18 protein-coding genes are annotated in these 26,199 nt (G+C 70.6%); 13 read left to right on the top strand and 5 right to left on the bottom strand.

What is annotated here, in order from left to right:
• Positions 1 to 94 precede the first annotated feature (94 nt).
• From ACWD4A_RS15770 to ACWD4A_RS15755, 4 genes are read left to right on the top strand one after another with little or no spacing between them, the layout of a single operon-like run.
• On the top strand, positions 95 to 5,389 hold the full coding sequence (locus tag ACWD4A_RS15770) for a DEAD/DEAH box helicase (protein ID WP_451194122.1): 5,295 nt from the start codon (positions 95 to 97) through the stop codon (positions 5,387 to 5,389).
• Positions 5,386 to 8,400: a helicase-related protein gene (locus ACWD4A_RS15765; protein ID WP_451194120.1), complete on the top strand. Its 3,015-nt coding sequence runs from the start codon at positions 5,386 to 5,388 to the stop codon at positions 8,398 to 8,400. Before ACWD4A_RS15770 ends, ACWD4A_RS15765 begins: the two co-directional genes overlap by 4 nt.
• Positions 8,397 to 12,764 (top strand): Eco57I restriction-modification methylase domain-containing protein, encoded by a 4,368-nt coding sequence (locus ACWD4A_RS15760; protein WP_451194118.1) that lies wholly within the window; start codon positions 8,397 to 8,399, stop codon positions 12,762 to 12,764. Before ACWD4A_RS15765 ends, ACWD4A_RS15760 begins: the two co-directional genes overlap by 4 nt.
• Positions 12,765 to 12,811: 47 nt before the next feature.
• Positions 12,812 to 13,087 carry a hypothetical protein gene (locus ACWD4A_RS15755; protein WP_451194116.1) on the top strand — a complete coding sequence of 92 codons (276 nt, stop codon included), beginning with the start codon at positions 12,812 to 12,814 and terminating at the stop codon, positions 13,085 to 13,087.
• 146 nt (positions 13,088 to 13,233) lie between these two features.
• On the opposite strand, the gene ACWD4A_RS15750 is transcribed toward ACWD4A_RS15755, so the two are convergent.
• Both ACWD4A_RS15750 and ACWD4A_RS15745 read right to left on the bottom strand, forming a co-directional pair.
• Complete coding sequence (locus ACWD4A_RS15750) at positions 13,234 to 13,704, bottom strand: hypothetical protein (RefSeq protein ID WP_451194114.1); 471 nt, start codon at positions 13,702 to 13,704, stop codon at positions 13,234 to 13,236.
• Between the two features lie 29 nt (positions 13,705 to 13,733).
• Positions 13,734 to 14,033 carry a hypothetical protein gene (locus ACWD4A_RS15745; RefSeq protein WP_451194112.1) on the bottom strand — a complete coding sequence of 100 codons (300 nt, stop codon included), beginning with the start codon at positions 14,031 to 14,033 and terminating at the stop codon, positions 13,734 to 13,736.
• A 198-nt stretch (positions 14,034 to 14,231) separates the two neighbouring features.
• Between ACWD4A_RS15745 and ACWD4A_RS15740 the strand changes: the two genes are divergently transcribed.
• From ACWD4A_RS15740 to ACWD4A_RS15720, 5 genes are all read left to right on the top strand, one after another.
• Complete coding sequence (locus ACWD4A_RS15740; RefSeq protein WP_451194110.1) at positions 14,232 to 16,400, top strand: AAA family ATPase; 2,169 nt, start codon at positions 14,232 to 14,234, stop codon at positions 16,398 to 16,400.
• Complete coding sequence (locus ACWD4A_RS15735) at positions 16,397 to 17,602, top strand: McrC family protein (protein WP_451194108.1); 1,206 nt, start codon at positions 16,397 to 16,399, stop codon at positions 17,600 to 17,602. The genes ACWD4A_RS15740 and ACWD4A_RS15735 overlap by 4 nt, the downstream gene beginning before the upstream one ends.
• Positions 17,603 to 17,720: 118 nt before the next feature.
• Positions 17,721 to 18,440 carry a 3-oxoacyl-[acyl-carrier-protein] reductase gene (fabG, locus tag ACWD4A_RS15730; RefSeq protein ID WP_451194106.1) on the top strand — a complete coding sequence of 240 codons (720 nt, stop codon included), beginning with the start codon at positions 17,721 to 17,723 and terminating at the stop codon, positions 18,438 to 18,440.
• 5 nt (positions 18,441 to 18,445) lie between these two features.
• Entirely contained in the window at positions 18,446 to 19,216 is a 771-nt protein-coding gene (gene fabI, locus ACWD4A_RS15725) for an enoyl-ACP reductase FabI (RefSeq protein ID WP_451194104.1), read from the top strand.
• Positions 19,217 to 19,357: 141 nt separating this feature from the next.
• On the top strand, positions 19,358 to 19,693 hold the full coding sequence (locus ACWD4A_RS15720) for a hypothetical protein (RefSeq protein ID WP_451194102.1): 336 nt from the start codon (positions 19,358 to 19,360) through the stop codon (positions 19,691 to 19,693).
• Between the two features lie 3 nt (positions 19,694 to 19,696).
• Here ACWD4A_RS15720 and ACWD4A_RS15715 read toward each other — a convergent pair whose 3' ends face one another.
• Positions 19,697 to 20,368: a FadR/GntR family transcriptional regulator gene (locus tag ACWD4A_RS15715; RefSeq protein WP_451194100.1), complete on the bottom strand. Its 672-nt coding sequence runs from the start codon at positions 20,366 to 20,368 to the stop codon at positions 19,697 to 19,699.
• A 39-nt stretch (positions 20,369 to 20,407) separates the two neighbouring features.
• Between ACWD4A_RS15715 and ACWD4A_RS15710 the strand changes: the two genes are divergently transcribed.
• The 4 genes from ACWD4A_RS15710 to ACWD4A_RS15695 all read left to right on the top strand — a co-directional run bounded on the left by ACWD4A_RS15710 (position 20,408) and on the right by ACWD4A_RS15695 (position 22,803).
• A complete protein-coding gene (locus tag ACWD4A_RS15710) occupies positions 20,408 to 21,694 on the top strand; it encodes a CynX/NimT family MFS transporter (RefSeq protein ID WP_451194098.1) in 1,287 nt (428 codons plus the stop codon).
• A 41-nt stretch (positions 21,695 to 21,735) separates the two neighbouring features.
• The gene (locus tag ACWD4A_RS15705) at positions 21,736 to 21,858 is read left to right on the top strand and encodes an SGM_5486 family transporter-associated protein (protein WP_451194096.1); all 123 of its coding nucleotides are present in this window, start codon (positions 21,736 to 21,738) and stop codon (positions 21,856 to 21,858) included.
• A 161-nt stretch (positions 21,859 to 22,019) separates the two neighbouring features.
• Positions 22,020 to 22,223 carry a hypothetical protein gene (locus tag ACWD4A_RS15700; RefSeq protein WP_451194095.1) on the top strand — a complete coding sequence of 68 codons (204 nt, stop codon included), beginning with the start codon at positions 22,020 to 22,022 and terminating at the stop codon, positions 22,221 to 22,223.
• 61 nt (positions 22,224 to 22,284) lie between these two features.
• Positions 22,285 to 22,803, top strand: coding sequence for a SixA phosphatase family protein (locus tag ACWD4A_RS15695; protein WP_451194093.1), 519 nt, complete (start codon positions 22,285 to 22,287; stop codon positions 22,801 to 22,803).
• 199 nt (positions 22,804 to 23,002) lie between these two features.
• Here the strand turns inward: ACWD4A_RS15695 and serB are convergent, their stop codons facing one another.
• Both serB and ACWD4A_RS15685 read right to left on the bottom strand, forming a co-directional pair.
• Positions 23,003 to 24,235 (bottom strand): phosphoserine phosphatase SerB, encoded by a 1,233-nt coding sequence (serB, locus tag ACWD4A_RS15690; protein WP_451194091.1) that lies wholly within the window; start codon positions 24,233 to 24,235, stop codon positions 23,003 to 23,005.
• 82 nt (positions 24,236 to 24,317) lie between these two features.
• Positions 24,318 to 26,027: a streptophobe family protein gene (locus ACWD4A_RS15685; RefSeq protein ID WP_451194090.1), complete on the bottom strand. Its 1,710-nt coding sequence runs from the start codon at positions 26,025 to 26,027 to the stop codon at positions 24,318 to 24,320.
• Positions 26,028 to 26,199: the final 172 nt, after the last annotated feature.

Genomic DNA, 26,199 nt, shown 5'->3' with positions numbered 1-26,199 from the left:
GTCCGACCCCGCCACGTTAGGCTGATCATCATTGGCCGCCGGGGCGGGGGTGCGGCCGATAGCCGATGGCACGCAAGGGGAGAATGCCTTCACGATGGACGTTTTCGGTGCTCACCAACAGCTCATCTCGGACTACGAGGCGTTCACCAGCTCCCTGGTGGGTGTCCGAGACCCGGAGATCCAGCGCCATCTGGACGGCGAGCGGCAGCGCCGGACACGCTGGCCGGATCCACGGATCTCGCTCAACCCGAACTTCCGCGCTGGCGGCACCATCGCCGAGCTGGCCGACGAAGGACTGTTGCACCCCGAGTGCCGCACCTACTTCCGTGCCAAAAACGATGAGACGGACCCCGGGAGCCGGACGCTTCCCCTGTACAGGCATCAGCGGGAGGCGGTCGAGGCGGCGGCTTCCGGAAAGTCCTATGTGCTGACCACCGGTACCGGCTCGGGCAAGAGCCTCGGCTATATTCTGCCGATCGTCGACGCGGTGCTGCGTAACCCCAACCCCACGGGTATTTCCGCGATCGTCGTCTACCCGATGAACGCGCTCGCCAACAGCCAGATGCACGAGCTGAGCCGCTATCTGAAATGGGGCGTTCCCGAGGCGGCCCGGCGGGTCACCTTCGACCGGTACACGGGCCAGGAAGGCACCGCCGAGAAAGCAGCCGTGCTCCGCACCAAGCCGGACATCCTGCTGACCAACTACGTCATGCTCGAATACCTGCTGACGCGCCCGGAAGAGCGTCAGGAGCTGATCGGCGCCGCGCGCGGGCTGCGCTTCCTGGCGCTGGACGAGCTGCACACCTACCGCGGACGCCAGGGAGCGGATGTCGCACTGCTGGTACGCCGCCTGCGCGACGCCTGCGAGGCGCCGCACCTGCAGTGCATCGGCACTTCGGCGACCATGGCCAGTGCCCGTACGTTCGACGAGGCGCGTGCCGAGGTCTCCGGCGTCGCCACCCGCCTCTTCGGCACCGCGGTGCCCCCGGACATGGTGATCGGCGAGACCCTGGAACGGGCGACCTCGCCCGACGCCCTCCCCGACCGGGGGACGGAAGGGCGCCGGTCGGCGCTGGCGGCGGCGGTCCGGCGGGCCGTGGCGGTTCCGGCCGACCTGGCCGAGGACTACCGCTCCCTCGCGGCCGACCCGCTCGCCGTGTGGATCGAGGACCACTTCGGGCTGCGCTACGACGACGACAGCGAGCGGCTGGTGCGCCGGACACCGGTCACCGTGCCGCAGGCCGGCGCAGCACTGGCCCGCGAGAGCGACGAACCGGAGGGCGACTGCCGGCAGGCGATCGAAGCCATGCTGCGGGCCGGAGCCGCCGTCCGGCACCCGCAGTACGACCGCCCGCTGTTCGCCTTCCGGCTGCACCAGTTCCTGTCCAAGGGCGACACCGTCTACGCGAGCCTGGAGCCGCCCGCTGCCCGGTATCTCACCAGCCAGTACCAGGTGAGTGTGCCGGACGCCCGGGAGAAGCCCCTGATCCCGCTGGCGTTCTGCCGCGACTGCGGTCACGAGTACCTGGTCGTGACCCGGAGCAAGGACGCGGGCGAGGACCGCTTCAGTGCCCGCAGGGACCCCGACGCGCCCGCCGAGGACGGCGACGGCTACCTCTATGTCAGTGACGAGCGCCCGTGGCCCACCGCCCCCGGGGACATCCTCACGCGGCTGCCCGACAGCTGGGTGGAGAGCGATGAGAACGGCGAGCGCACGATCGTCAAGGCCCGCGCCCAGGACCTGCCGCGCACGGTCCTCGTCGCCCCTGACGGCCGGATCGAGGGGAGAGGGCCGGAAGCCGGGCGCGGTGACGCCCTGCGGGCCTGGTGGATCGCCGCCCCCTTCCGGTTCTGTCTGCGCTGCCGCGTGTCGTACGAGCAGCTGCGCGTCAGCGACTTCGCCAAGCTGGCGACGTTCTCGGCCGAAGGCCGGAGCTCCGCCGTCTCGTTGATCAGCGCCAGCATCGTGCGCTCCCTGCGAGGCGACGAGGGGCTCGACGACCGGGCCCGCAAGCTCCTGACCTTCGTCGACAACCGGCAGGACGCCAGCCTTCAGGCCGGCCATTTCAACGACTTCGCCCAGGTCACCCAGGTACGTGGGGCCCTTTACCGGGCGATGGCCCAGGCCGGCCCGCACGGGCTGAATCACAAGGAGCTGCCGCAGGCGGTGACGGCGGCGCTCGGCCTGCCCATGGAGGCGTTCGCCAAGAAGCCCGGCGCCAAGTACAGCCAGCGCGAGGACGCGTGGTCGGCGCTGCGCTCCGTGTTGACCTACCGGGTGCACGCCGACCTGGAACGCGGCTGGCGGATCACCATGCCCAACCTTGCCCAGACCGGTCTGCTGCGCTTCGACTACACCGACCTCACCGAGATCGCCGCCGACCCTGACTGCTGGAGGAAGGCGCACTGGACGCTCGCTGCCGATACCGCCGCCCACCGGGAGGCGCTGGCCCGCGTTCTCCTCGACGAGCTGCGCCGGTCGCTGGCCGTCGACGAACCGCTGCTCGCTCAGCAGGGCTTCGACGAGCTGCGGCGGGTCTCCGAGGCACATCTCGTCGGGGTGTGGGCCGTGCCCGAGCGTGAACCCCGGGTCCCGGCCAGGGTCGCGTTCGCCGGCCGTGGCCCCAAGGGGGCGCCTTCCGGCGAGGCCATCTACCTGAGCGGCCTCGGCGCCTACGGCCGTTATCTGCGCCGCCCTGGCCAGTTCTCCGATGTTCCCGCCCTGGCTGGCCGACGAATGAGCGTGGGCGATGCCGATGACGTCATCCGCAGCCTGTTCAAGGTGCTCGAAGAGTGCGGGCTCGTCACGATCGACCGTGAGGAGCGGGACGGCTCGCTCGGCTATCAGGTGCGGGCGGCCGCCCTGCGCTGGCTGCCCGGCGACGGCCTGCGTCCCGAACCCGATCCGCTGCGCAAGGTCAGCGACCCCGGATCCGAGCCACGCGTCAACGAGTACTTCCGTGACCTCTATCGCGAGACGGCTTCCGGACTAGCCGGACTGGTCGCCCGGGAACACACCGCGCAGGTCCACCCCGACCTGCGCCGCGATCGCGAGGACGCCTTCCGCGACGGTGAGCTGAAGCTCATGTACTGCTCGCCGACCATGGAACTCGGAGTGGACATCTCGACGCTCAACGCTGTCGGAATGCGCAATGTCCCCCCGACGCCTGCCAACTACGCCCAGCGCTCCGGCCGGGCCGGCCGCTCCGGCCAGCCCGCGCTGGTCACCACCTACTGCTCCACCGGCAGTGCCCACGACCAGTACTACTTCCGCCGTCCCGAGCAGATGGTGTCCGGCAGCGTGAAGCCGCCCAGGTTGGACCTCGGCAACGAGGAGCTGCTGCGCTCCCACGTCCACGCGATCTGGCTGGCGGAGACCGGTGTCGCTCTGGGATCCCGGCTCACGGACCTTATCGACGCCGAGACGCCGGCCCCCGGGCCTGAGCAGCCCGTCCCCCTGGCGCTCACCCCGGCCATGCGTGCGCAGCTCGACAGCGAAGCCGCCCGTCGCCGCGCCGTCGCCCGCGCCATGGCGGTGCTGGCCCCGCTCATCGAAGAACTTGGGTTCCCGGCCTGGTGGTACGACACATGGATCGAGGACACGGTCCGTGGAGCGTTGCAGCTGCTCGACGAGCGTTGTGACCGCTGGCGTCGCCTTTACCGCGCCGCGCTCGCCGAGGCCGCCGAGCAGCACCGTGTCATCTATGACCTCTCGGTCGACGTCGCCGACCGCCGACGGGCCATGGGGCGGCGAGCTGAGGCGGAGAACCAGCAGCGGCTGCTGCGCAACGAGGAGAGCGAGGAGTCTTTCAGCGACTTCTACACCTACCGCTACTTCGCGTCCGAGGGTTTCCTCCCCGGCTACTCCTTCCCGCGCCTCCCTCTCGCCGCCTACATCCCCGGGCAGCGCGGCGAGGGACGGCTTGGTCAGAAGACCGGCACCTACATCCAGCGCCCCCGGTTCATCGCCATCGGCGAGTTCGGACCCGGCGCGCTGATCTACCACGAGGGCCACCGCTACGCCGTGGACCGCGTGCAGGTTCCCTACGGCGCCACCCCGGGCGAGGTCGCCACGAGCGACATCAAGGTCTGCCCCAGCTGCGGCTACTGGCACGACCGCAAGGACGGCGCCGACACATGTGACGAGTGCGGGACCCCGCTCGTGCAGGTCATCAGCCGCCTGATGCAGCTCAGCACCGTCTACGCCACCCCGCGCCGCCGCATCTCCTCGGACGAGGAGGAACGCCGTAAGTCCGGCTTCGAGCTGCGGACCATATACCGATTCAACGAAACGGGCCGCAGGCCCGGGAAGCTGACCGCGACGGTTACCGATGTGGACGGTCGCAGCACGGCCGAGGTGGCCTACGGCGACACCGCGGCCATCCGCGTTGTGAACCTCGGCTACCGCAAGCGCAAGCACCCGGCGGATGTCGGCTTCTGGCTGGATCCCTCAGCCGGCAAGTGGCTCGGCGCGGGCAAGGCCGCGGAGCTCGCGGAGTCCGCCGCGGAGGACGAGGCGCTGGGCTCTTTCGACAAGGCCCAGCGCACCATCCAGGTCGTCCCCTACGTCGAGGACAGCAAGAACATCGCCGTGCTGCGCCTGGCCGAGCCGGTCGACGAGAACACCGCCGTCACGCTGCGCTACGCCCTGGAGCGCGGCATCGAGGCCCACTACCAGCTGGAGGACTCCGAGCTGAGCAGCGAGGACCTGCCCGACGACGAGGACCGCGGCCGGATGCTCTTCATCGAAGGGGCGGAGGGCGGCGCCGGCGTTCTGCGGCTGCTGCACGACGACCCGGACGCGCTGGCCGCCGTTGCCCGCACCGCGCTGAGCATCATCCACGTCGACCCGGACACCTTCAAGGATGAGGAGAAGGCCGCGGGCGCGCACGAACGCTGCGAGCGCGGCTGTTACGACTGCCTGCTCTCCTACAGCAATCAGCGCCACCACACCCGCATCGACCGCCACGCCGCTGTCCCGCTGCTGCGCCGTCTCGCCGCGTCTCGCACAGCGGCCGATCGCCCGGCTGCGGCCGATCCCCGTCAGGCGGCTGCTGCTCTCACTGAGAGCAGCGCCCACGCCGAGGGCGAGGGCTTTGTAGAGTGGCTGCGTGACGCCGGACACCGGCTGCCCGATGCTGCGTCCACCGAGGTAGTGGGCACCGGCGTGGTGCCCGACTTCACCTACCACCTGCCCGGTGCGGATGTCGCAGTCTTCCTCGACTACGGGGACCACGACGGCGCCCACAGCCGGCAGCGTGACGAACGGGCGGGCCATCGGCTGATGGACGAGGGCTGGCTCGTGTTCAGATTCGGCAGTGACGAGGAGCGGGACGACACCGTGCGCAGCAATCCGAGCATCTTCGGTTCCGGTCGGAGCGGCCGGTGAGTACGGCACCCGCTGCCTTCGGCGCACCGCTTCCCGCCGAGTCCCGTGCCCCGGGCATGCTTGTCCGGGCCCGAGGCCGTGACTGGGTGGTCCTCCCGGAGTCCACGGACGCCCTGACCATCGCGCGCCCGCTCGACGGCGACGTCGAGTTCACCGCCGGCCTCTTCCCGGAGGAGATCACTGCCCCGGGGTTCGGCTGGCCGTCCCGGGGGGACGGCGAAGCCGGAGACTTCGCCTCCGCCGGACTGCTGCGCACCGCGCTGCGCGTGGCCGCCTCCTCCTCAGCAGGTCCCTTCCGCAGCCTCGCCGGCATCGCGGTCCAGCCCCGCCAGTACCAGCTGGTACCGCTGATGATGGCGCTGCGCATGGACACCGTGCGCCTGCTCGTTGCCGACGACGTCGGCATCGGCAAGACCGTCGAGGCATCGCTGATCGCCAAGGAGCTCCTCGAGCAAGGTTCCGCCGCCCGGATGTCGGTGCTTTGCTCGCCGTCCCTGGCCGAGCAGTGGCAGCGGGAGCTGCGGGAGAAGTTCGGGCTGGAGGCCGAGCTCGTCCTGCCGTCGACCGCCGCGCGGCTCCACAAGCGGGTCGAGGGCGACGGGCGCACCATCTTCGACCACTACAGGTGCACCGTGGTCTCCACCGACTTCATCAAGCAGCGGGAGCGTCGAGAGGTCTTCCTCCGCACCTGCCCGGACCTGCTGATCGTCGACGAGGCGCACACCTGCGTCGGTACAGGGAGCACCCGGCAGCAGCGCTACGAGCTGCTGTCCGCGCTCGCCACCGACCCCAAGCGCCACCTGCTGCTGGTCACCGCCACCCCGCACAGCGGCGACCCCGAGGCGTTCGCGAAGCTCACCGGCCTGCTCTCACCGGACCTCGCGAAGCTCGACCCCACGGTCCCCGCCCACCGTGACGCCCTCGCCCGGCACATGGTGCAGCGCCGCCGCGGCGACATCCGTTCCTACTTCGGCCAGGACACGCCCTTCCCCCGCGACCGGAAGCTGCGCGAGAAGCCGTACGGCCTCGACGACGACTACGCGCGCTTCGTCACCGACGTCCTCGGCTACGCCCGCGAGCAGGTCCGGCGTCCCGGCGGGGGACTGCGGCAGCGGATGAGCTGGTGGTCGGTGCTCGCCCTGCTGCGCTGTGTGCTCTCTTCCCCCAAGGCCGCGGCGGCGACGCTGACGGTACGGGCGGACATCGCCGCTGCGCGCAGCGAGGCGGAGGCCGACAAGCTGGGCCGCGAGTCCGTCCTCGAACTCACCGACGGCGACGCGGCGGAGGGGCTCGACGCTGTACCGGGCGCGCTACTGGACGATCCGGAGGCCGTCGGCACGCCCCGTGACGTACGGCGTCTCAAGCAGTTCGCCGACCGGGCCGACAAGCTGTCCGGCCCGGACCAGGACGCTAAACTGCGGACCCTCACCGAAGAGGTGAAGGCACTCCTCGTCGACGGCTACGACCCGATCGTGTTCTGCCGCTACATCCCTACCGCCGAGTACGTGGCTCAGCACCTCGCGGAGGCCCTCGGCCGCAGCGCTCATGTCGACTCCGTCACCGGCACCCTGCATCCCGAGGCCCGCCAGCAGGCGGTCGACGACCTCGTGGCCAGGCCGGGGCGCCATGTCCTGGTCGCCACCGACTGCCTCTCCGAGGGAGTCAATCTCCAGGACCACTTCGGCGCTGTCGTCCACTATGACCTCTCCTGGAACCCCACCCGCCACGAGCAGCGCGAAGGCCGTGTCGACCGCTTTGGCCAGGCCCGCGAGACCGTGCGTGCCGTCACGCTCTACGACACCGACACCGGCATCGACGGGCTGGTCCTCAAGGTCCTGATCCGCAAGCACCAGGACATCGCCCGTCAGACCGGTGTGATCGTTCCCATTCCCGACGCGGGCGAGGGCGTCCTCCAAGCTCTCTCCCAGAGCCTGCTTCTGCGCGGGCAGGCAACGGCCGAGCAGCTCGCTTTCGAGCTCGACGAGGACGCCCTGATCGGTGCTGCACGTGATCAGCTTCACAAGGAGTGGGACAGCGCCGCGGAACGCGAATCGAAGGTCGTCACCAAGTTCGCCCACTCCGGTATGCGCCCCGAGGACGTCGAACGGGAGCTGACAGAGCTCCGCCAGGCACTCGGCGAGCCCGGCGACGTGGCCGCCTTTACTCGCGAGGCCCTGACCGCCCTCGGCTCCTCCGTCCGCCCGCACACACTCGGGTTCACGGCCCCGGCGCTCCCCCTCCCGCCCGGGCTGCGGCACGCCCTGGGGATCTTCGACGACGAGGAACAGGCCGCGATGCCCGGCAGCGGCCAGCAGAGCGCCGTCACCGCCAAGGGCAAGGCGAAGGGCAGGGCGAAGAGCGGGACCGGGAAGGCGGCGCGCGAGCTGGTCTTCCGGGACGACCTCCCCGTCGGCCCTGGCGAGCACGCCCTGACCCGCACCGACCCCGCGGTGAAAGCCATCGCCCGCTACCTCTTGGACGCCACTCTCGACCCGACCGTCCCCGAGCGCGACCGCCCGGCCCGCCGCCTCGGTGTGATCGCCACCTCCGCCGCGCCCTCGCGTACGGTCCTGGTCCTGGCCCGGTACCGGATGAAGCTCCACCTCCCCGGCCGGGCCGGCCGGGCCGACCACGATCTCGTGGCCGAGGACGCCCGCCTGCTCGCCTGGCGTGCCAATCCTGCCGACGGCACCCGCAGCTGGCTCACCGACGACGAGATCGCCACGCTGCTCGCGGCCACCCCGGACGCCAATGTCCTGCCGCCGCTGCGCAACCAGCAGATCGACCGGGCCGTCGGTGAACTCCCCTCTGTGCTACCCCACTTGGAAGCCCACGGTCTGGACCTCGCCGACCGGCTCGCCGCCGCCCACCAGCGGGTGCGCCAAGCCGCCGGCCAGCGCGGGCGCGCCGCCGGCGCCGCCGCCGCCCGCCGGATCACCGTCGCTCCCGCCGGACCGCCGGACCTGCTCGGCCTCTACGTCTACCAGCCCGCACCCGGAGGACCCCGGTGACCGCCCTCACCCCCGACCGCCTGCCCGCGAGCGCGGCCGTCACCATCGAGGGCGGCCTGCTCTCCGCCGACCTCATCGGCAAGATCCGCGAGGGCGACCGCGAGCTGCTCCGCATCGCCCCCGCCGACTACGGCCTGCCGCGCGGCGAGCGCCTCACCGACGCCGCGAGCCGTAAGTGGAACTACCTCAAGGTCGTCTACAGCGGTTTCCGGGCGCAGCTTGCCGATCACCCCGGCAATGTCTCCACCACCAAGCTCACGCGTGAGCAGTGGCTGTACATCCTGCTCAACGAACTCGGCTACGGACGCCCGGCTTCCGGCCCCCGCAAGGGCATCGAGGTCCCCGGCCGCAGCGACCGCTACCCGGTCAGCCACGAATGGCAGTCGCATCTGCCGGTCCACCTGCTCGCCTGGGACACGCCACTGGACCGTGCCACCGGGCCCGGCGCCGGCAAGAGTCACAACAGGGCCCCGCAGTCCATGCTCCAGGAGCTCCTCAACGTCTCCGACACGCGCTTGTGGGGCCTGCTCTCCAACGGCCGGGCGCTCAGGGTCCTGCGTGACTCCACCGCCCTGGTCGGCTCCTCCTACGTCGAGTTCGACCTCGAAGCGATCTTCGAAGGGGACCTGTTCTCCGACTTCCTGCTGCTCTTCACCCTGCTGCACGCCTCTCGCTTCGAGCTCACGCCGAAGCCGGACAGGCGCCGCCGCGCGGCCGTCCCCGCCGACGTTGCGGAAGCCGATGGCGAGGCGGGCGCGGAAGAGGACGTGGAGGAGGGCGAGACGGCATCCGGTGCTGCCCTCGGCCCCGCCGACTGCCCCCTGGAATGGTGGCGCCAGCACTCCGTCGAGACCGGCATCCGTGCCCGTGACCACCTGCGGGACCAGGTCAAGCAGGCCCTCGGCATCCTCGGCACCGGTTTCCTCGAAGCGAACCCGAAGCTCGGCGAGGCCCTGGCCCGTGGCGGGCGACGCGCTCTGGACGACTTCCACCACGAGTTGCTGCGCCTCGCCTATCAGCTGATCTTTCTGTTCGTCGCCGAGGACCGCGGCGCCCTCCTCGACCCGAAGGACGAGGCGTCGGTCGCCCGTGCCCGCTACGCCGCCTACTTCTCTACGGCCCGGCTGCGCCGTATCGCCTCCCGTCGCAAGGGAGACCGCAACACCGACCTGTGGTGCGGCCTCGTCCGCGTGCTGGATGCCCTCGGCAAGGACGGCGGCCGCGAGGAACTGGCCCTCCCTGGACTCGGTGGCCTCTACTTCCGCACCGAGGACGACCCCCGGGCCACCGCCCTCCTGCCCGGCAGCCCGGAACCGCTGCGGACGGCCGAGCTGTCCAACGAACATTTGCTGGACGCGATCCGTCTCCTCGCCCGCGTCAGCGACGGCCAGGGCCGCAGGATCCGGGTCGACTACCGCCACTTGGGCGCGGATGAGCTCGGCAGCGTCTACGAGTCCCTGCTGGAACTCGTCGCCCGCCGCAGGCCCGGCACGAACACCTTCTGGCTCCAGGACCTCGCGGCAGGCAGCAAGCGCAAGACGACCGGCTCGTACTACACCCCCGCCGTCCTCATCGAGAAGCTGCTGGACAACGCCCTCGACCCGGTCATCGCGCGGCACGCGGCCTCCGGTAACCCGGACGACCTGCTGAACATCCGCTTCGTGGACCCCTCCTGTGGCTCGGGCCACGTCCTGGTAGCCGCTGCCCGCCGGATCGCGCTGCGTTATGCGGTGATGTACACGGGCGAGGACGAACCCGCGCCGGACGTGGTGCGCGACGCGATGGCCAAGGTGGTACGTGCTTGTGTCCACGGCGTCGACATCAATCCCCTGGCGGCAGAGATCGCGAAGGTATCGCTGTGGCTTGAATCCCTGCGGCCAGGCGAGCCACTGGCGTACCTGGACGACCGGATCAAGGTCGGGGACGCGCTGCTGGGCACGACGCCGCTACTGCTGGAGGGCGGGCTGCCGGACGGTGCCTTCAAGAAGCTGACCGGCGATGCAGCCGATGTCGTCAAGCAGCTCAAGGCGCTCAACAAGCGGGAGCGCCCCCACGAGAAGAAGGGCTCGCAGCACGTCCTGACCGAGCCGCTCGTCCACACCGGCACGGCAGACCTGCGGGTGAAGGCCGAGAGCCTTGCCTCGCTGCCCGACCGGACGCTCGCGCAGATCCGTGAACACGCCCGTCAGCACCGGGAATTCGAGCGCGACCCGGCGATGGCGAAGGCCAAGAAGATCGCTGACGCGTGGTGCGCGGCCTTCCTGTGGCGCAAGCATGCAGCCGCGCCTCCGGCCATCACCAGCGCGACCCTGCACGACCTGGAAGAGGGCTTTCCGCTCCAGAGCGGGGGAGAGGGGGAGCTGGAGAAGATCGTCACTCGTAACCGGTTCTTCCACTGGCACTTGGAGTTCCCCCGCGTCTTCCGTGTCGAGGACCGGGAGGCGGCCGACGCCAATCCCGATACGGGGTGGCAGGGCGGGTTCGACTGCGTGCTCGGCAATCCGCCGTGGGAGCGGGTGAAGATCCAGGAGAAGGAGTGGTTCGCCGCCCGCGACGGTGAGATCGCCGACGCGGCCAACGCGAGCGAGCGCAAGAAGGCTATTCAGGCCCTGCTCACCAGCACGGACGAGAACGGCGCCCCGGTCGAGGCCGACCGCCAGCTGCACGCCGACTTTCAGACGGCGCTGCGGGAGGCCGCTGGCACGACGGTGATGCTGCGCGATTCCGGGATCTTCCCCCTGACCGGTACGGGCGACGTGAACATGTACGCCGTGTTCGCGGAGAAGGCCCGGACGCTGCTGGCGCCGGAGGGCATGTCAGGGCTGGTGCTGCCGACGGGGATCGCCACGGACAAGACGACGTCGGGGTTCTTCCGCGATCTGGTGGAGAAGCGGCAGCTGGTGACGGTGCTGGATCTGGAGAACGAGGAGAAGCTGTTTCCGGCCGTTACCAATCGGGTCGCCTTCTGTCTCTTCACGGTGTGCGGACCGGCGCTCCGGTACGAACGCGTTCGGCTGGCCTTCCGGGCCCGTCGACCGGAGCAGTTGGACGACCGTGAGTTCACGCTGGACGCGGAGGGGTTCAAGCACATCAACCCCAATACGTGGACGGCACCTGTGTGTGAGGGGCCTGATCAGCTGAGGGCGCTGGAGGGGATTCACCGGCGGGTGCCGGTGTTGTGGTCCAAGTTCGATAAGGGCGCCGGTGTCAATCCGTGGGGGCTGCGGTTCCTGCGGATGCTCGACATGGCCACCGACTCCAAGAGCTTCCTGACTCAGGATGTTCTTGCGGGCGGTGAGTGGACTCTGAATGGCACCGTATTCGTCAAGGGTGAAGAACGTTACCTCCCTTTGTATGAGGGCAAGTTCGCGCATCATTATGACGGCCGCTTCGCCACCTACGAGGGTGCCACTCAAGCACAGATCAATAAGGGCACGCTGCCCCGCCTTGAGCCGGAGGATCATGCTGATCCGTCTAAGCTTCCTCTGCCGCGCTACTGGGTGCATGAGGCGTTGGTTGAAGACCGACTTGCCGGCGAGCCGCTGAGGCCGGAGACGGAGTGGCCACATGACTGGCTGATGGGTTGGCGTGATGTCTGCCGGAGTTCCGATGTTCGGACAGTCATCCCCTCTGTCGTCCCTCGTACGGCTATGGGGCACACGGAACCATTGCTGTTGCCTACGAGCCAGTCACTGCCGTTGTACGGTTTGCTGGCGAACCTGTCATCCGTGGTCCTGGACTTTGCCGCTCGTCAGAAAATTTCTGGCGCACACCTCACGTACACGTACCTGGAACAGCTTCCGGCGCTCACCCCCGACACCTACGACACCCCCGTCCCCTGGCTCGACGGCACACCCCCCGCCCCCTGGATCCGTGATCGCGTCCTGGAACTCACCTACACCTCCTACGAGATGGGCCCCTGGGCCGAGTACCTCGGCGATGGCGGGCCGCCGTTCGTCTGGGACGAGGAGCGCCGCTTCGCCATCCGTGCCGAGCTGGATGCGGCATACCTGCACCTCTACGGGATCCCCCGCGAGGACCTGCCCATCATCCTGAACAGTTTCCGGGCGTTCCGTAACAAGAACCCGGACCTGTTCCACGCCACCAACGCGGCGATCATCCGCGCCTACGAGGCGATGGCCGAGGGACCGTACGTCTCGGAGCTCACCCCGCCGCCAGTTCATGGCCCTCGCCACGCTCCCGGCACCAGCCCTCTCACCCGTCCCCGCCGACCGGTGGTCCCGCCTCAGCCGGAGGCTGTGGAGATCGAGAGGGCCGATGAGGTCGAGCCGCCCCGGGCGCATGACGGGCTCTTCGGGATCAGTGAGGTGGGCGGAGACGAGCAGCTCGGTTTCTGGGGCTGATCGATGAAGACGGCCGCTGGTTCAACGCGAGGGCTGGCGGCCGTCGTGTGTCGTCTTCTGGAGCAGAGCTTCCCGGATATCAGCTCCTGCTGGAGCTGGCGGTCAAGATGCTGATCTCCCGCGGCGTCTGCGCCGACTTCGCCCAGCTCGTTGTCTCGGAACTCGTCTGCGACGCCGTCCGTGGCCTCGGGGACTTCGTGCCGCTCGTCGTCGAGGTGGAGGCGGTGCTGTGCGGGGCAGATGTCAGAGTCCACGACCCGCAACCGTTGAGCATGCCGGTCCGCAGCGGTGCCTCTGGGCGATCCGGGCGCGGGTGGGTCTGATACGCGGCGCACCATCACCGGGCGGGGCCGTTTCCGGGCCTCGCCCGACTGCCGTTGTCACCGGGCTTTGTGCCGTTGGCGCACTGTTCATCGGGCGGCAGGCGGGCTTCCCGCCATGCGTCTCACGAGTCTTCGCGCGCCTTCCTTTACAGCAGAATGCGCTTCCCCGAGATGAAGCCGGGGATATCCGAAACGGGGAGGACGCGTACGCCTCGGTCCCCGCTGCCGGTGAGCGCGTCACGATAGGCGACGATGTCGCGGGCGTCCGAAGTGACGACGACGGCTTGCGGATGCCGCGCGGCGACGACCACGAGCAGGGCGTCGACCGCGTCGGGCCGCTTCTCCTGCGGAATCGACGCCACGGACAGCAGGCGGCCGGCGCGCTTCGCGTCGTCCTCCACGTGCCCGGCCTGGCAAACGCCGCACGAGGACGGAGCCGCGCCATGGGTGCCGAAGACCGTGCACTGCGCGATGGCACGTGTCAGGGGAGTCCACCGTCCGGGCCGCCACGCCTGCGCCAGGACGGGTAGCGGCACGACCGGCGGGTGACCGCTCTCCGTCAGTACCGTGTGCAGGATGTGCGCGGGCTTGTCCTGGCGGTCCAGCGCGATGAGCATCCCGGTGTCATACACGAAAACCGGTGAACTCACGCGGCGGCCTCGCCCGTGGCGGCGAGAGCTTCGGCGATTCCGGCACGGGCCGCTGCCAGATCGGCCTCGTCGATCTCCGGAGCGGAGCCTTCGGGCACGGGCAGGGCTTCGGTGGCGCCGACCACGGCATCTGTCTCCGCGAAGCGGCGGGTCACCACGGCGTCCTCGGCCATCTGCCGGAGGACCGCGGAGGTGACGTATGACGACACATCGAGCCCCATGGCCTCCGCGTGCTCCTTGACCGTGGCGCGGACAACCGGATCCATGCTGATGCTGAAGCGCTCCTTGGCGGCCATACCACTGACCGTAGCACGCCGTGTTACGTAGATGGAGAGTGTCGCTGGGCGCACCCGGGGTGACATGTAGGCCGCTGAGTGTCACACCCTCGGAGTAGGGTGATCGTCATGGGGGCGGCCGTGGGATTCGGGAAACCGACCTGCGGAGCGAATGCCTTCCCCTCCTGCCCCGCGCCGGGATGAAGAGAAAGGCGACCCGTGTCCCTCACCGCGTTCGACGTCAGTGCCCGGGCGGTGCACCGCGCTGCCCGCACCCTCGCCCAGCACCAGCCCGACGGCCTGCCCTGGCGTGAGCTGTGGCCGAAGGTCCGTGCGGCGGAGCCGGACCTGGAGGGTGCCTGGCGAGAGCTGGCGCCGATAGCCGTAACCGGCGTGGACACCAACCTGAGTTACAACGGGACGCACCTCGTCAAGGCTGGATGGCTGCGCCGCACCGGCCGTCGGTGGCGGCTCACCGGACGCGGTGTCGAGGCCCTGGCCGACTACCCGGACCCGGTCCGGTTCTTCTCCGAGGCGAGAGGCGGCTACCTCGACTGGAAGACGAACCGCTCCTCTTTCGACGCCGCGGCCTCCCTCCTGTCGGAGCTGCCGGACGGACGCTGGGTGCGCGTCTCGGAGCTGGCCGCCGAGTACGAGTTCGACGCGGACGCCCTGGCCGCCTGCTTCCAGGGAACCCAGCCCGACGGCTGGCACCTGGCGCTGGGTTATGAAGGAGACGTATGGCCCGAGCTGCCGCTGCTGCCCGCCGAACGCGAGGAATGGCGCACGCTGCTGATCCGCGACGGGCTGTACGACGAGGCCCGCTCCAGTACCGACATGGTGCGTGCCCGCCCGGAGCAGAGGCTGACGGCGGACGAACTCAACGCTCTGGTGCTCGGGGAGCAGAGCGATGCGGCGAGCGACCTGGAACAGCCCCGCCGCGTGTGGATCATCCGCGGCACCGACGTGCAGGGCGCCAGCCTGATCCGCGGCCCGTGGCGGGACGAGAGCCTGGTGACGCTCCCGGCCGAGCGGCTGCCCATGCTGGCCGAGGGGGCCGGTCGGGAAAGGGTCCGGACCGTCGTCGACCAGGCGTACTCCAGCATCTCGCAGGCGCGCCGGGACCGGATGACCGGGGAACTGCACGCCTTTCTCTCCCGGATACGGGAACGCGACATCGTAGTCTGCACCGACGGCAGCAAGGCGTACATGGGCGTGGTCCAAGGGCCGGCCCGTTTCACCACTCCGGACGACGGCCGCACCGTCGTCCAGCGCCCCGTGCAGTGGCGCAACCTGGACGCACCGCTGGATTACGTCGTCGATCTGCCGGACGGAATGGTCGGCCGGGTTGCCGACGCCGACGCCCTGCTCGTCGAGGCCAGCGAGTACACCAGGGAGCTGGCGGCGCTGATCGGCATCGAGCCCGAGCGCGCGCCGACCAGTGTCCCGCACGCGGCGCCCGTGCTCCCCGACGTCACTCCTGAACTCGTCAAAGAACTCACCATGGCCGATGCCGACTGGCTGCAGGAATGTGTCGAACTGCTGCGTGACAAGCCCCAGCTGATCCTGCACGGGCCGCCCGGCACGGGAAAGACCCATGCGGCTCTCGCGCTCGCCAGGCACTTGACGGGAGGGAATCCGACCAACACCCGGCTGGTGCAGTTCCACCCCGCCTACTCCTACGAGGACTTCTTCGAGGGCTTCCGGCCGAACGCCGTCAAGACCAAAGGAGACACGAAGAAGGAACCCGAGCCCTCCGGCATTGTTTTCGACCTTGTCAGAGGGCCGTTGCGCAGGCTCGCCGACTCCGCCGACGAGCGCCCGGCCGAAATCTTCGTGCTCGTCATCGACGAGATCAACCGCGGCAATCTCGCCAAGGTCTTCGGTGAGCTGTACTTCCTCCTCGAATACCGCAAGGAGTTCGTGCACCTGCTCTACGGCTCGGACGAAGGACGCGGCTTCCGCCTCCCGCCCAACCTGTACATCATCGGCACGATGAACACGGTGGACCGGACCGTGGCCCTGATGGACGCCGCCATGCGCCGCCGCTTTTCCTTCATGGAACTGCACCCGGACGAAGAGCCCGCCAAGTCCCTGCTCGGCAACTGGCTCGAATCCCACGAACTCCCCGGGGACGCCGCACGGTTGCAGACCGAGCTCAACCGCAGGATCGCCGAAGGCCCCGCTCAGGACCGTGAATTCCGCATCGGCCATTCCTATTTCATGAGCCCGGGAGTGCACTCCGGCCCGCAGGGGATGGACAGGCTCTGGCGCAGACAGATCCTGCCGCTGCTCGCCGAGTACCACTGGGGAGACGGCACCGATGTCAAGGAGCTGTACGGCCTCGAAGAGCTGCGCGGCAACCTCGGCCTCGACACCGCGCTGTGAACACCGAGCCGCGGGTCCGGCTGCGCGAGAGCGGCGACTGGTCCGAGTGGCACCTCACACGCGACCAGGCGGCCGCTCTCAGCGACTCCGAACTCGTCGACATCCGCACGGGAACGGGGGAGGCCTGGAAGCTGCGGGCCAAGGGGATGGTCGGCGCGGCACGGATCGGGCACGGTCCCGCCGCCGTGCACCTGTCCATCACCCCCAAGATCCCTGTCGACCGGCTGCTCTATCTCCTCGGGCACGCGGCCGAGCACGCGGAGTGGTCCGACTCCCCGGTCGACGCCGCTGCCCGCCCCGATCTCCTGCCCGCCATCGCGTACGTGTTCACCCGCGCCGCCCACCGTGCCCTGCGCCCCGGCCCGCTGCTCGGCTACCGGGAGGTCGAGGACAGCCTGCCGGTGCTTCGCGGCCGGCTGCGCTCATCGGCTCAGCTGCGAAGGCACCCCGGGCTGGCGCTTCCGCTGGAAGTGACCTACGACGACCACACGGCCGACATCCCCGAGAACCAGCTGCTGCTCGGGGCGATGCGCCGGCTGCTACGGACCCCAGGTCTCGCCCCTGCCAACCGGACCGTCCTGCAAGGTCTGGCCGCTCGCTTCGACGGGGTCGGCGCCCCGGTGCTCGGCGCGCCGCTGCCCACCTGGGCCCGTACCAGGCTGAATCTCCGTTACCACCAGGCCCTCGGTTTGGCTGACCTCATCCTGCGCGGTGCCTCCTACGAGTTGGACGACGGGCGCACCGTCGCCGTTGACGGCCTGCTGCTGCGTATGTGGCAGGTGTACGAAACCTTCCTCGGCCAGGTGCTCGGCACGGCGCTCCGGGAACGCGCCGGCGGCAGGACCGAGCTCAAGGACAAGAAGCACTACATCGACACGGGCAAGAAGTACCGGCTGAAGCCCGATCTCGTGCACTACCTGGCCGGTACGCCCGTCATTGTCGCCGACGCCAAGTACAAGGGCGACTGGAGCCGGGCCGATCTCTACCAGATGCTTGCCTACTGCGTCCGGCTCGGACTCGACGATGGGCATCTCCTGTATGCCCATGGGCGCGAGGACGTCGTACATGTACCGGTGATCGCGGGAACGGTACGGATCCACCGGCACGTGCTTGACCTCTCGCTGCCGCACCAACGGCTCGAGGCCCGGGTCGGAGAGTTGGCTGACAGCATGATCGAGGCACGATCGCGAGGATTTCTGTAGAGATCCAACAGCGTGCGCCCATCGCCCCTGTCGCAGGTCGATTCCCTCTTCCCCGACCTCTACCGATACGTTTCGGTGTAGTCAGCAGCACTCATGGATGAAACGGAAGGGTGATCCCTTGAGCCGCTCGGTTCTCGTCACCGGAGGAAACCGGGGCATCGGCCTCGCCATCGCCCGCGCCTTCGCGGAGGCGGGGGACAAGGTCGCCATCACCTACCGCTCCGGAGAGCCGCCCGCGGAACTCGTGGCGCTGGGCTGCCTCCCCGTGAAGTGCGACATCACGGACCCCGAGCAGGTCGAGCAGGCCTACAAGGAGATCGAGGAGAAGCAGGGCGCGGTCGAGGTGCTGGTGGCCAACGCCGGCATCACCCGCGACCAGCTGCTGCTGCGGATGTCCGAGGAGGACTTCACGTCGGTGGTGGACACCAACCTCACCGGCACCTTCCGGGTCGTCAAGCGCGCCTCGAAGGCCATGCTGCGCGCCCGCAAGGGCCGGGTGGTGCTGATCTCGTCCGTCGTCGGCCTGATGGGCTCGGCGGGCCAGGCCAACTACGCCGCCTCCAAGGCCGGTCTGGTGGGCTTCGCCCGCTCGATCGCCCGCGAGCTGGGCTCCCGCAACATCACGATCAACGTCGTCGCCCCCGGCTTCGTGGACACCGACATGACCCGGGTGCTCAGCGACGAGCAGCGGGCGAACATCGTGAAGCAGGTGCCGCTCACGCGCTACGCACAGCCCGAGGAGATCGCCGCCTCGGTCCGCTTCCTCGCCTCCGACGAGGCCGCATACATCACTGGAGCCGTCATTCCCGTCGACGGCGGATTGGGCATGGGTCACTGAACGTCATGAGTGGAATCCTCGCAGGCAAGCGCATTCTGATCACCGGCGTGCTGATGGAGTCCTCCATCGCCTTCCACGCGGCCAAGGTCGCGCAGGAGCAGGGCGCCGAGGTCATCCTGACGGCGTTCCCGCGGCCCACGCTCACCGAGCGCATCGCCAAGAAGCTGCCGAAGCCGGCCAAGGTCATCGAGCTGGACGTGACCAACCAGGAGCACCTGGACCGCCTGGAGGGCCTGGTCCGGGAGGAACTCGGCGGCCTCGACGGCGTCGTCCACTCCATCGGCTTCGCGCCGCAGGACGCGCTCGGCGGCAACTTCCTCAACACCCCCTTCGAGTCGGTCTCCACGGCCATGCACGTCTCGGCGTTCTCGCTGAAGTCGCTGACCATGGCCTGCCTGCCGCTGATGCCGGAGGAGGGCGGCGCGGTGGTCGGCCTGACCTTCGACGCGCAGTTCGCCTGGCCGCAGTACGACTGGATGGGCCCGGCCAAGGCCGCCCTCGAGGCCACCAGCCGTTACCTGGCCCGCGACCTCGGCAAGCGGCACATCCGCTGCAACCTCGTCTCGGCCGGCCCGATCGGCTCGATGGCCGCCAAGTCCATCCCCGGTTTCTCGGACCTGGCCGAGGTGTGGAACACCCGCTCCCCGCTGGAGTGGGACATGGCCGACCCCGAGCCCGCGGGCCGCGGCATCGTCGCCCTGCTGTCGGACTTCTTCCCGAAGACGACCGGCGAGATCGTCCACGTCGACGGCGGCGTCCACATGATGGGTGCCTGACCCGGTTCACGACGCCGAAGGCCGCGCGACCGTCCGGTGGACAGTCGCGCGGCCTTCGCGTATGGGACAGGTCGGCCGCCCGCCCGAGTCGAGAACATCGCCCTCCACCCGCACACTGAGGGGACGGGAGGAGGTACGGACATGAACGCTCCGCTCCGCCGGACGGCGGCACTGCTGTTCGCCACCGCGGCCCTGGCCGCCACCGCGTGCCCGCCCGTCCTCGCGGCACCCGCGCCGGACGAGCCGCCGCTGGAGGCGGAGTGCAGCACACGCGTCCAGGGCTCGCACGCCACGGCCGACTGCTTCAACGGCAACTCCACCATCGATCGCGTACAGCTGCACATCGAGTGCGCCCGCTGGTGGGACCCGGACATGGACACCGCGCCCGTCGCCGTCACCCCGGCCAGCCATGTCTCCCTCACCCAGCGCTGCTGGCTGGGGATACGCCACGCCTGGGTGACGCACGACCCCGGCTGACCCTCAGCGCACCCCGCGGCAGCCGTACGGGTAGCGGCCCGCCTCGTCCTCCGCCGTCCGCTCGTCGCCGTCCCTGATCGCGGCCACCAGCCGGCCGTGGTCCGCCAGCCCCTCGGGCCGCAGCTCCGTACCGACGTCGGCGCGCAGGAACTGGCGCAGCACCCCGCCGAGGTCCGCGTACACCTCCGCCAGCACCTCGTTGTGCGCCGCGGCGACCACCGCGGTGTGGAGCGTCGCGTCGGCCTCCACGAACCGCTCCGCGTCCCCGGAGTGCCAGGCCTCCTCGCGCCGCTCCAGCAGCAGCGTCAGCTGGGCGAGGTCCTGTTCGGTGCGCCGCCGGGCCGCCAGCCGCGCCGCCTGGGTCTCCAGGGCGGCGCGCAGCTCCGCGACGTGCAGGGGGTCCGCGTCCGCGAAGCGGCGGTTCATCACCCCGGCGAGCTCGCTGGTCGCGACGACATAGGTGCCCGAGCCCTGGCGGATGTCCAGCAGGCCGTTGTGCGCCAGGGCGCGCACGGCCTCCCGCACGGTGTTGCGGGCCACGCCGAGCTCCTCCACGAGCGCGGGCTCGGTGGGAATGCGCGAACCGACCGGCCACTCGCCGGACGTGATCTGGTTCCGCAGCTCGGCGATCACCTGGTCGACGAGGGGGGACCTCCGGGGAGATGTCAGAGGCATTGTCGTGCTCCATTCATCCCATGATTCTATGATGCCGGTATGGCACACACGGCAGACGAAGATCTCACGGCGGTCGGCACCGCCGCACCGCCCCCCGCCACCGACACCACCGCCCCGGGCCCCGGCCGCGCCCCCGGCCGCTGGCAGACCCGGCTCCTCGTCATGGGTCTCGTCGCCGCCGCCCTCAACCTCCGGCCCGCGATCACCAGCCTGGGCGCGCTGATGAAGGAGGTGAAGGCCGGGCTCGGCATGAGCGGCGCCGTCGCCGGACTGCTCACCTCCGTGCCCGCGCTGTGCTTCGCGGTCTTCGGCATCGCGGCGCCCCGGCTGGCCCGCCGCTGGGGCGCGGCCCGCGTCGTCTGCGCCGGGATGGCGGTCATCGCCGCCGGCCTCGCCCTGCGGCCGTACGCCGGCGGGGTCCCCGCCTTCCTGGCCCTCAGCGCCCTCGCACTCGCGGGCATAGCCGTGAGCAACGTCCTGATGCCGGTCCTCGTCAAGCGCTGGTTCCCCGACCGGGTCGGCACCATGACCGGCCTCTACTCCATGGCGCTCTCCGGCGGTGCCGGTGTCGCCGGCGCCGCCACCGTCCCGCTGACCCACGCGATGGGCGGCAGCTGGAAGCTCGGGCTCACCACCTGGGCCGTGCTCGCCGTCGTGGCGGCCCTGACCTGGCTGGCGATCAGCGCCCGCGGCCGGACGGATGGCGATCTCGCACCCGCTCCGGGCGCCGCGCAGGACGCCCCCGGCGCCAGGATCACCCGCAGCCCCACCGCCTGGGCGCTGGGCCTCTTCTTCGGCCTCCAGGCCACCGGCGCCTACATCGTCATGGGCTGGCTGCCGGCGATCTTCCGGGACGCCGGGGTCTCCGCCTCCACGGCCGGTGTGCTCGCTGCGATGACCATGGTGGTGGGCGTGCCGCTCTCCTTCGTGCTGCCGGGCCTCGCCGCCCGCCTGCCCCACCAGGGCGTCCTGGTCGTCGCGCTCGCCGCCTTCGGACTGTCCGGGTACGCGGGCCTGTGGCTGGCCCCCGCGGGCGGGGCCTGGGTGTGGGCGGTGCTCCTCGGCGTCTCCAACAGCGCTTTCCCGCTGGCCCTGACCATGATCGGCATGCGGGCGCGGACCGGTGCGGGCGTGGTGCGGCTGTCGGCCTTCGCCCAGAGCATCGGCTATCTCATCTCCATCCCCGGCCCCCTGCTCGTGGGCTGGCTCAACGAGCGCACCGGTGGCTGGAACTGGCCCATCGCCCTGATGGCCGCGCTGATGGTGCCTCAGATCGTGACGGGCGTGCTGGCCGGCCGGAACCGCACCGTCGAGGACGAGATCTGACCCGGCCGTACGAGTCCGGGACGAAGTGCGACACTGGTGCCATGCAGCAGCCCGTGCTCGACCCCAACCCCAAGAACGGCCAGAAGACGCTTCTCGCCATCCTCGGCGCGATGCTCGCGATCACCGCGGTCATCGCCGTGATCGCGACGCTCGCCTCGCCCTGACCTCCGGCCGTCCCTGTCGGGGGGTTAACCCCCCATCCCCTAGGGGGTCCGGGTCAGGGACAAGTGGGTGGTTCACCGGATGGGAACGGGGCCTCGTTCTCCGTAGGTTCGTAGTACACCGCGACGGCGCGGTGTCCCTGGACCGACTCGGAGGCGATCCCATGTCCGCCGGCACCCCGCACCGGACCCGCGGCAGCGTGCAGACCAGGCTGCCCTGGTGGGGTCTGGTGCTGCCCGCAGTGGCCTTCGCGGTGCTGTTCGCCCTGCTCGCCACACCCGCGGCGCCGGAGTCCGGCACCGCCCTCGCCGCGACGGGCGCGCTCTCGCACCTCGTCGACTTCGTCCAGCATTCGATGGGCGCGTAGCGATGGGCACAGCCCCCAACACCCCGAGCCCCGCCGCCCGTTTCGTGCGAAGCTGGACACCATGAGCGCCGAACCGACCCGCAGGATCGTCCTTCTCCGCCATGCCAAGGCCGACTGGCCCGACGTGGACGACCACGACCGGCCGCTCGCCGACCGCGGCCGCCAGGACGCCCCCGCCGCCGGCCGCCACCTCGCCTCCGCAGGCGTCGTCCCCGACCTGGTCCTCTGCTCCACCGCCGCCCGCACGCGCGAGACCTGGAAGCTCGCCGTTTCCGAGCTCCCGCAGCGCCCCCGCACGGTCTACGAAGACCGGCTGTACGAGGCCTCGGTCGGCGAGCTCATCGCGGTGATCAACGAGACCCCCGAGGACGTCACCGACCTGCTGCTCATCGGGCACAACCCGGGCATGCACGGCCTGGCGGAAGGCCTCGCGGGCGATGCGGAGGGCGACGCGCTCACCCGCATGAACCGCTCCGGTTTCCCGACGGCATCCATCGCCGTCCTCACCTTCACAGGCACCTGGAAGTCGGTGGAACTGGGCGCCGCCCACCTCACGGACTTCTGGCGCCCGCGCGGCTGAGCCTCGGCTCTTTTGCCGCGGGGCACGCAGTTCAGCCCGTCCTGGGGGCACCTCCTGGGGGTCCCCCCGGACGGAGTCCGGGGGAGGTAGCTGGGGGAGTTTGAGGACGCGGCCGAAGGACGCCCCCGCCGCAGGTGGGTACGGACCCGCACCCGGGAGGGGACGGAAACCCGCCGTATCCCGGGTGCGGCCCGCAGGGCTACTCGTGCGTGTTCGCCGCCTCGACCTCTTCCCGGGTGACGCCCAGAAGATAGAGCACCGTATCCAGGAACGGCACGTTCACCGCCGTGTGCGCGGCCTCCCGCACCACCGGCTTCGCGTTGAACGCGATTCCCAGCCCCGCCGCGTTCAGCATGTCCAGATCGTTCGCGCCGTCCCCGATCGCCACGGTCTGCGCGAGCGGCACCCCGGCCTCCGCGGCGAACCGCCGCAGCAGCCGGGCCTTGCCCGCCCGGTCCACGATGTCCCCGATGACCCGGCCGGTCAGCTTGCCGTCCACGACCTCCAGGGTGTTGGCCGACGCGAAGTCCAGCCCCAGCCGCTCCCGCAGGTCGTCCGTGACCTGGGTGAACCCGCCGGAGACCACCCCGACCTGATAGCCGAGCCGCTGCAGCGTCCGGATCAGGGTCCGGGCGCCCGGCGTCAGCCGGACCTCCGCCCGCACCTTGTCCACCACCGACTCGTCCAGCCCCGCCAGCAGCGCCACCCGGGCGTGCAGCGACTGCTCGAAGTCCAGCTCGCCGCGCATCGCCCGCGCGGTCACCTCCGCGACCTCCGCCTCGCACCCGGCGTGCGCCGCGAACAGCTCGATGACCTCGTCCGTGATCAGCGTCGAGTCCACGTCCATCACGATCAGCCGCTGCGCCCGCCGCTGGAGACCGGCCGCCACGACCGCCACATCCACCCCGCGCGCCGCGGCCTCCGTGGCCAGTACGGTCCGCAGGGACTCCGTCTCGGTACCCGAGACGGCGAACTCCACCGCCGTCACCGGGTACTTGGCGAGCCGGAAGATGCGATCGATGTTGCCGCCCGTGCCCGTGATCCGGGCGGCGATGGCGGCCGTCGACTCGGCGGTCAGCGGATGGCCGAGCACCGTGACATGGGAACGCCCCGTGCCGCGTGGCCTGTTGTCGCCCCGGCCCGAGATGATCTCCGCCTGGAGGTGCAGTGAATCCGCCCAACTGTGCACCGTCGCCCGCAGTTCCCCCTCCATCGCGCCGCCGCCCGCCGGAGCGGTGACCAGCGCGCAGAGGGTGATCCGGCCCCGGGTGACGACCTGCTCGATGTCGACGACGTCGACGGCGAAGGCGGCGAGCGTGTCGAACAGTCCGGCCGTGATGCCCGGCCGGTCCTTCCCGAAGATCTTGACGAGGAGGGTGGGGTCGTCGTCCCCGATGACGGCAGTGACAGGCGAGGTCTGCGATGCGCTCATGGTCCTCCCACCGTATCCGGCTTCACGGAGGATCCGTACACCTGTCCCGTGACCGGACGGCGAAGAACCGGACTACGGCTCGTTAACGTCGCCCCCGCGGTGGTCCCGGAGGCGGGCCCGGCGGGCGCCCCGGAGGCGGCGGCCCCTCCTCCGGCGAAGCGGAACCGTACCGGTAGCTGGACCCGGGCCGCCGCGGGGGCCGCTGCCGAGGTGGCGGCGGGGGTATCGCCGGCTGCGTCGGCGCGGTGAAGCGGTCGTCGGCCGGCGGCTGCTGCCGGTACGGGTTCGGCTCCTCGCGGCGCCGGTGCGGGGGCAGCTCGTCACGCTTGTAGGGATTCGTCTCGTCGAGCGCGGGCCGGTGGGCCGGCGGGGAGTACGGGCCCGGCAGATACGCCAGGTCCGGATACGTACGGCCGCCGCCCCGGCCCGTCGCGGGTGCCACCGCGCGCCGTCCCGCCGCCCGCACCGCGTACGCCAGCAGCCCGCCCGCCGCCCCCGCGGCCGCGCCCCACACCGCGCCGAGGCCCAGCGCCATCGGCACGCTGCCCCGCAACTCCAGCCCCGCCCCCACGGCGTCGAAGCCCAGCACGGACAGGCCCGCGTCCGCCTTGACCCGGGTCGCCAGCACCAGCAGCGGCAGCGCCAGAGCCGTCGCCACCCCCAGCGACACCGCGCAGCGCCCCGCGAAGGCCACCGCGCCCAGCTCGCCGCGGGGCGTACGGACCGCGGTGAGCACCCCCGCCGCCAGGATCAGCAGCACACACCCGACCCCCAGCAGCCACACCCGCCCGTCCAGTTGGGCCAGACGCCCCAGCGTCACCGGCTCGTCGGCCTTGGCGCTGAGCAGTTCGTCCAGCGGAGAGGGCAGCACCTGGACGAGCGCCCCCGTCGCCGTGCCCCGCCAGGACACCAGCAGCCCCAGCGGCACCCCGAGCCATACACCGTTGGGCGCCCCGAGCAGCGCTCCGCCGAGCACCCGCTTCGGGTGGTCGTCGGCCGCCGCCGCGGCCAGCGCCGCCGAGAGGCCCGCGCCGACCGCGAGGACCAGCACCGCGCAGAGCGCCGAGACCGCCGGGCGCACCGTCCGGTGCAGCACCTCCCAGCCGCTGGGCAGCGGCGCCCGCCGCGCGGCCAGCACCGTGACCAGCAGCACCCCGAGCACCCACACCGCGCCGCCGAGCAGCGAGGACGCGGTGTCCACGGAGAAGCCCACGGACGCCTTGGCGCGGGCCAGCCCGGCGAGCCGGTCCGGCAGCCCGCCGCCGATGTCCCCGATGCCGGGGATCGACAGGCCCGGCCCGCCGCCGTTCGCGCCCCCGATGCCCAGGCCGCTCCCGTCGATCGTGACGGTGTCCGAGCCCACCCACGCCAGCCCGCCGAGGAGCAGCAGGAAGAGCACGGCCACGGCGCCCGCCCGCGCCGCGAGCTCCCCGGCGCGCACCGTCGTGCCCGCCGAACGCAGCGACCGCGCGAAAACCAGACCCAGCAGGAGCGCGCCCGCCAAGCTCACGCCCAGTGGCGCGATTTCGATGGCGCTGTGCGCCGCCGCGCCCTTCAGACCGAATGCCTCCAGATCCCCCGAAGGGGTGACGGAGCCGCCCACGGCGAGCACCACGGCGGCCGCGGTCATCGGGCCCAACGCCCCCGCCGCGTCCGCCCCCAGCAAATGCAGCCCCAGTGCCGCAATTCCCGCCATAGCGAGAAAAGCCCAGCTCACAGCGGCTATCGAGGTAAGAATCAGCTCCGCGACGGATATTCCGCCACGGTCCCGCCCCGCGCTTTTCATGGTCATGACGGCCCCCCCGTTCCCGACCCGCTGCCCGGATTGCGCATGATCCGTACGTATCCGTGGCGGTTACCACTCTCCGGGTGTGGTTCGGGTCCGTCAACGGCGCCCGTTACCAGGTCGCGCCCTTCCCCGACTTTCGGTTCGGGGACTGTGCCTGAAATAGTTCCTCCCGATG

Source organism: Streptomyces sp. NPDC002537, from assembly GCF_053594975.1.
Note: the sequence above shows the minus strand (reverse complement) of the source record. Positions and strands in the feature narration are given on the sequence as shown.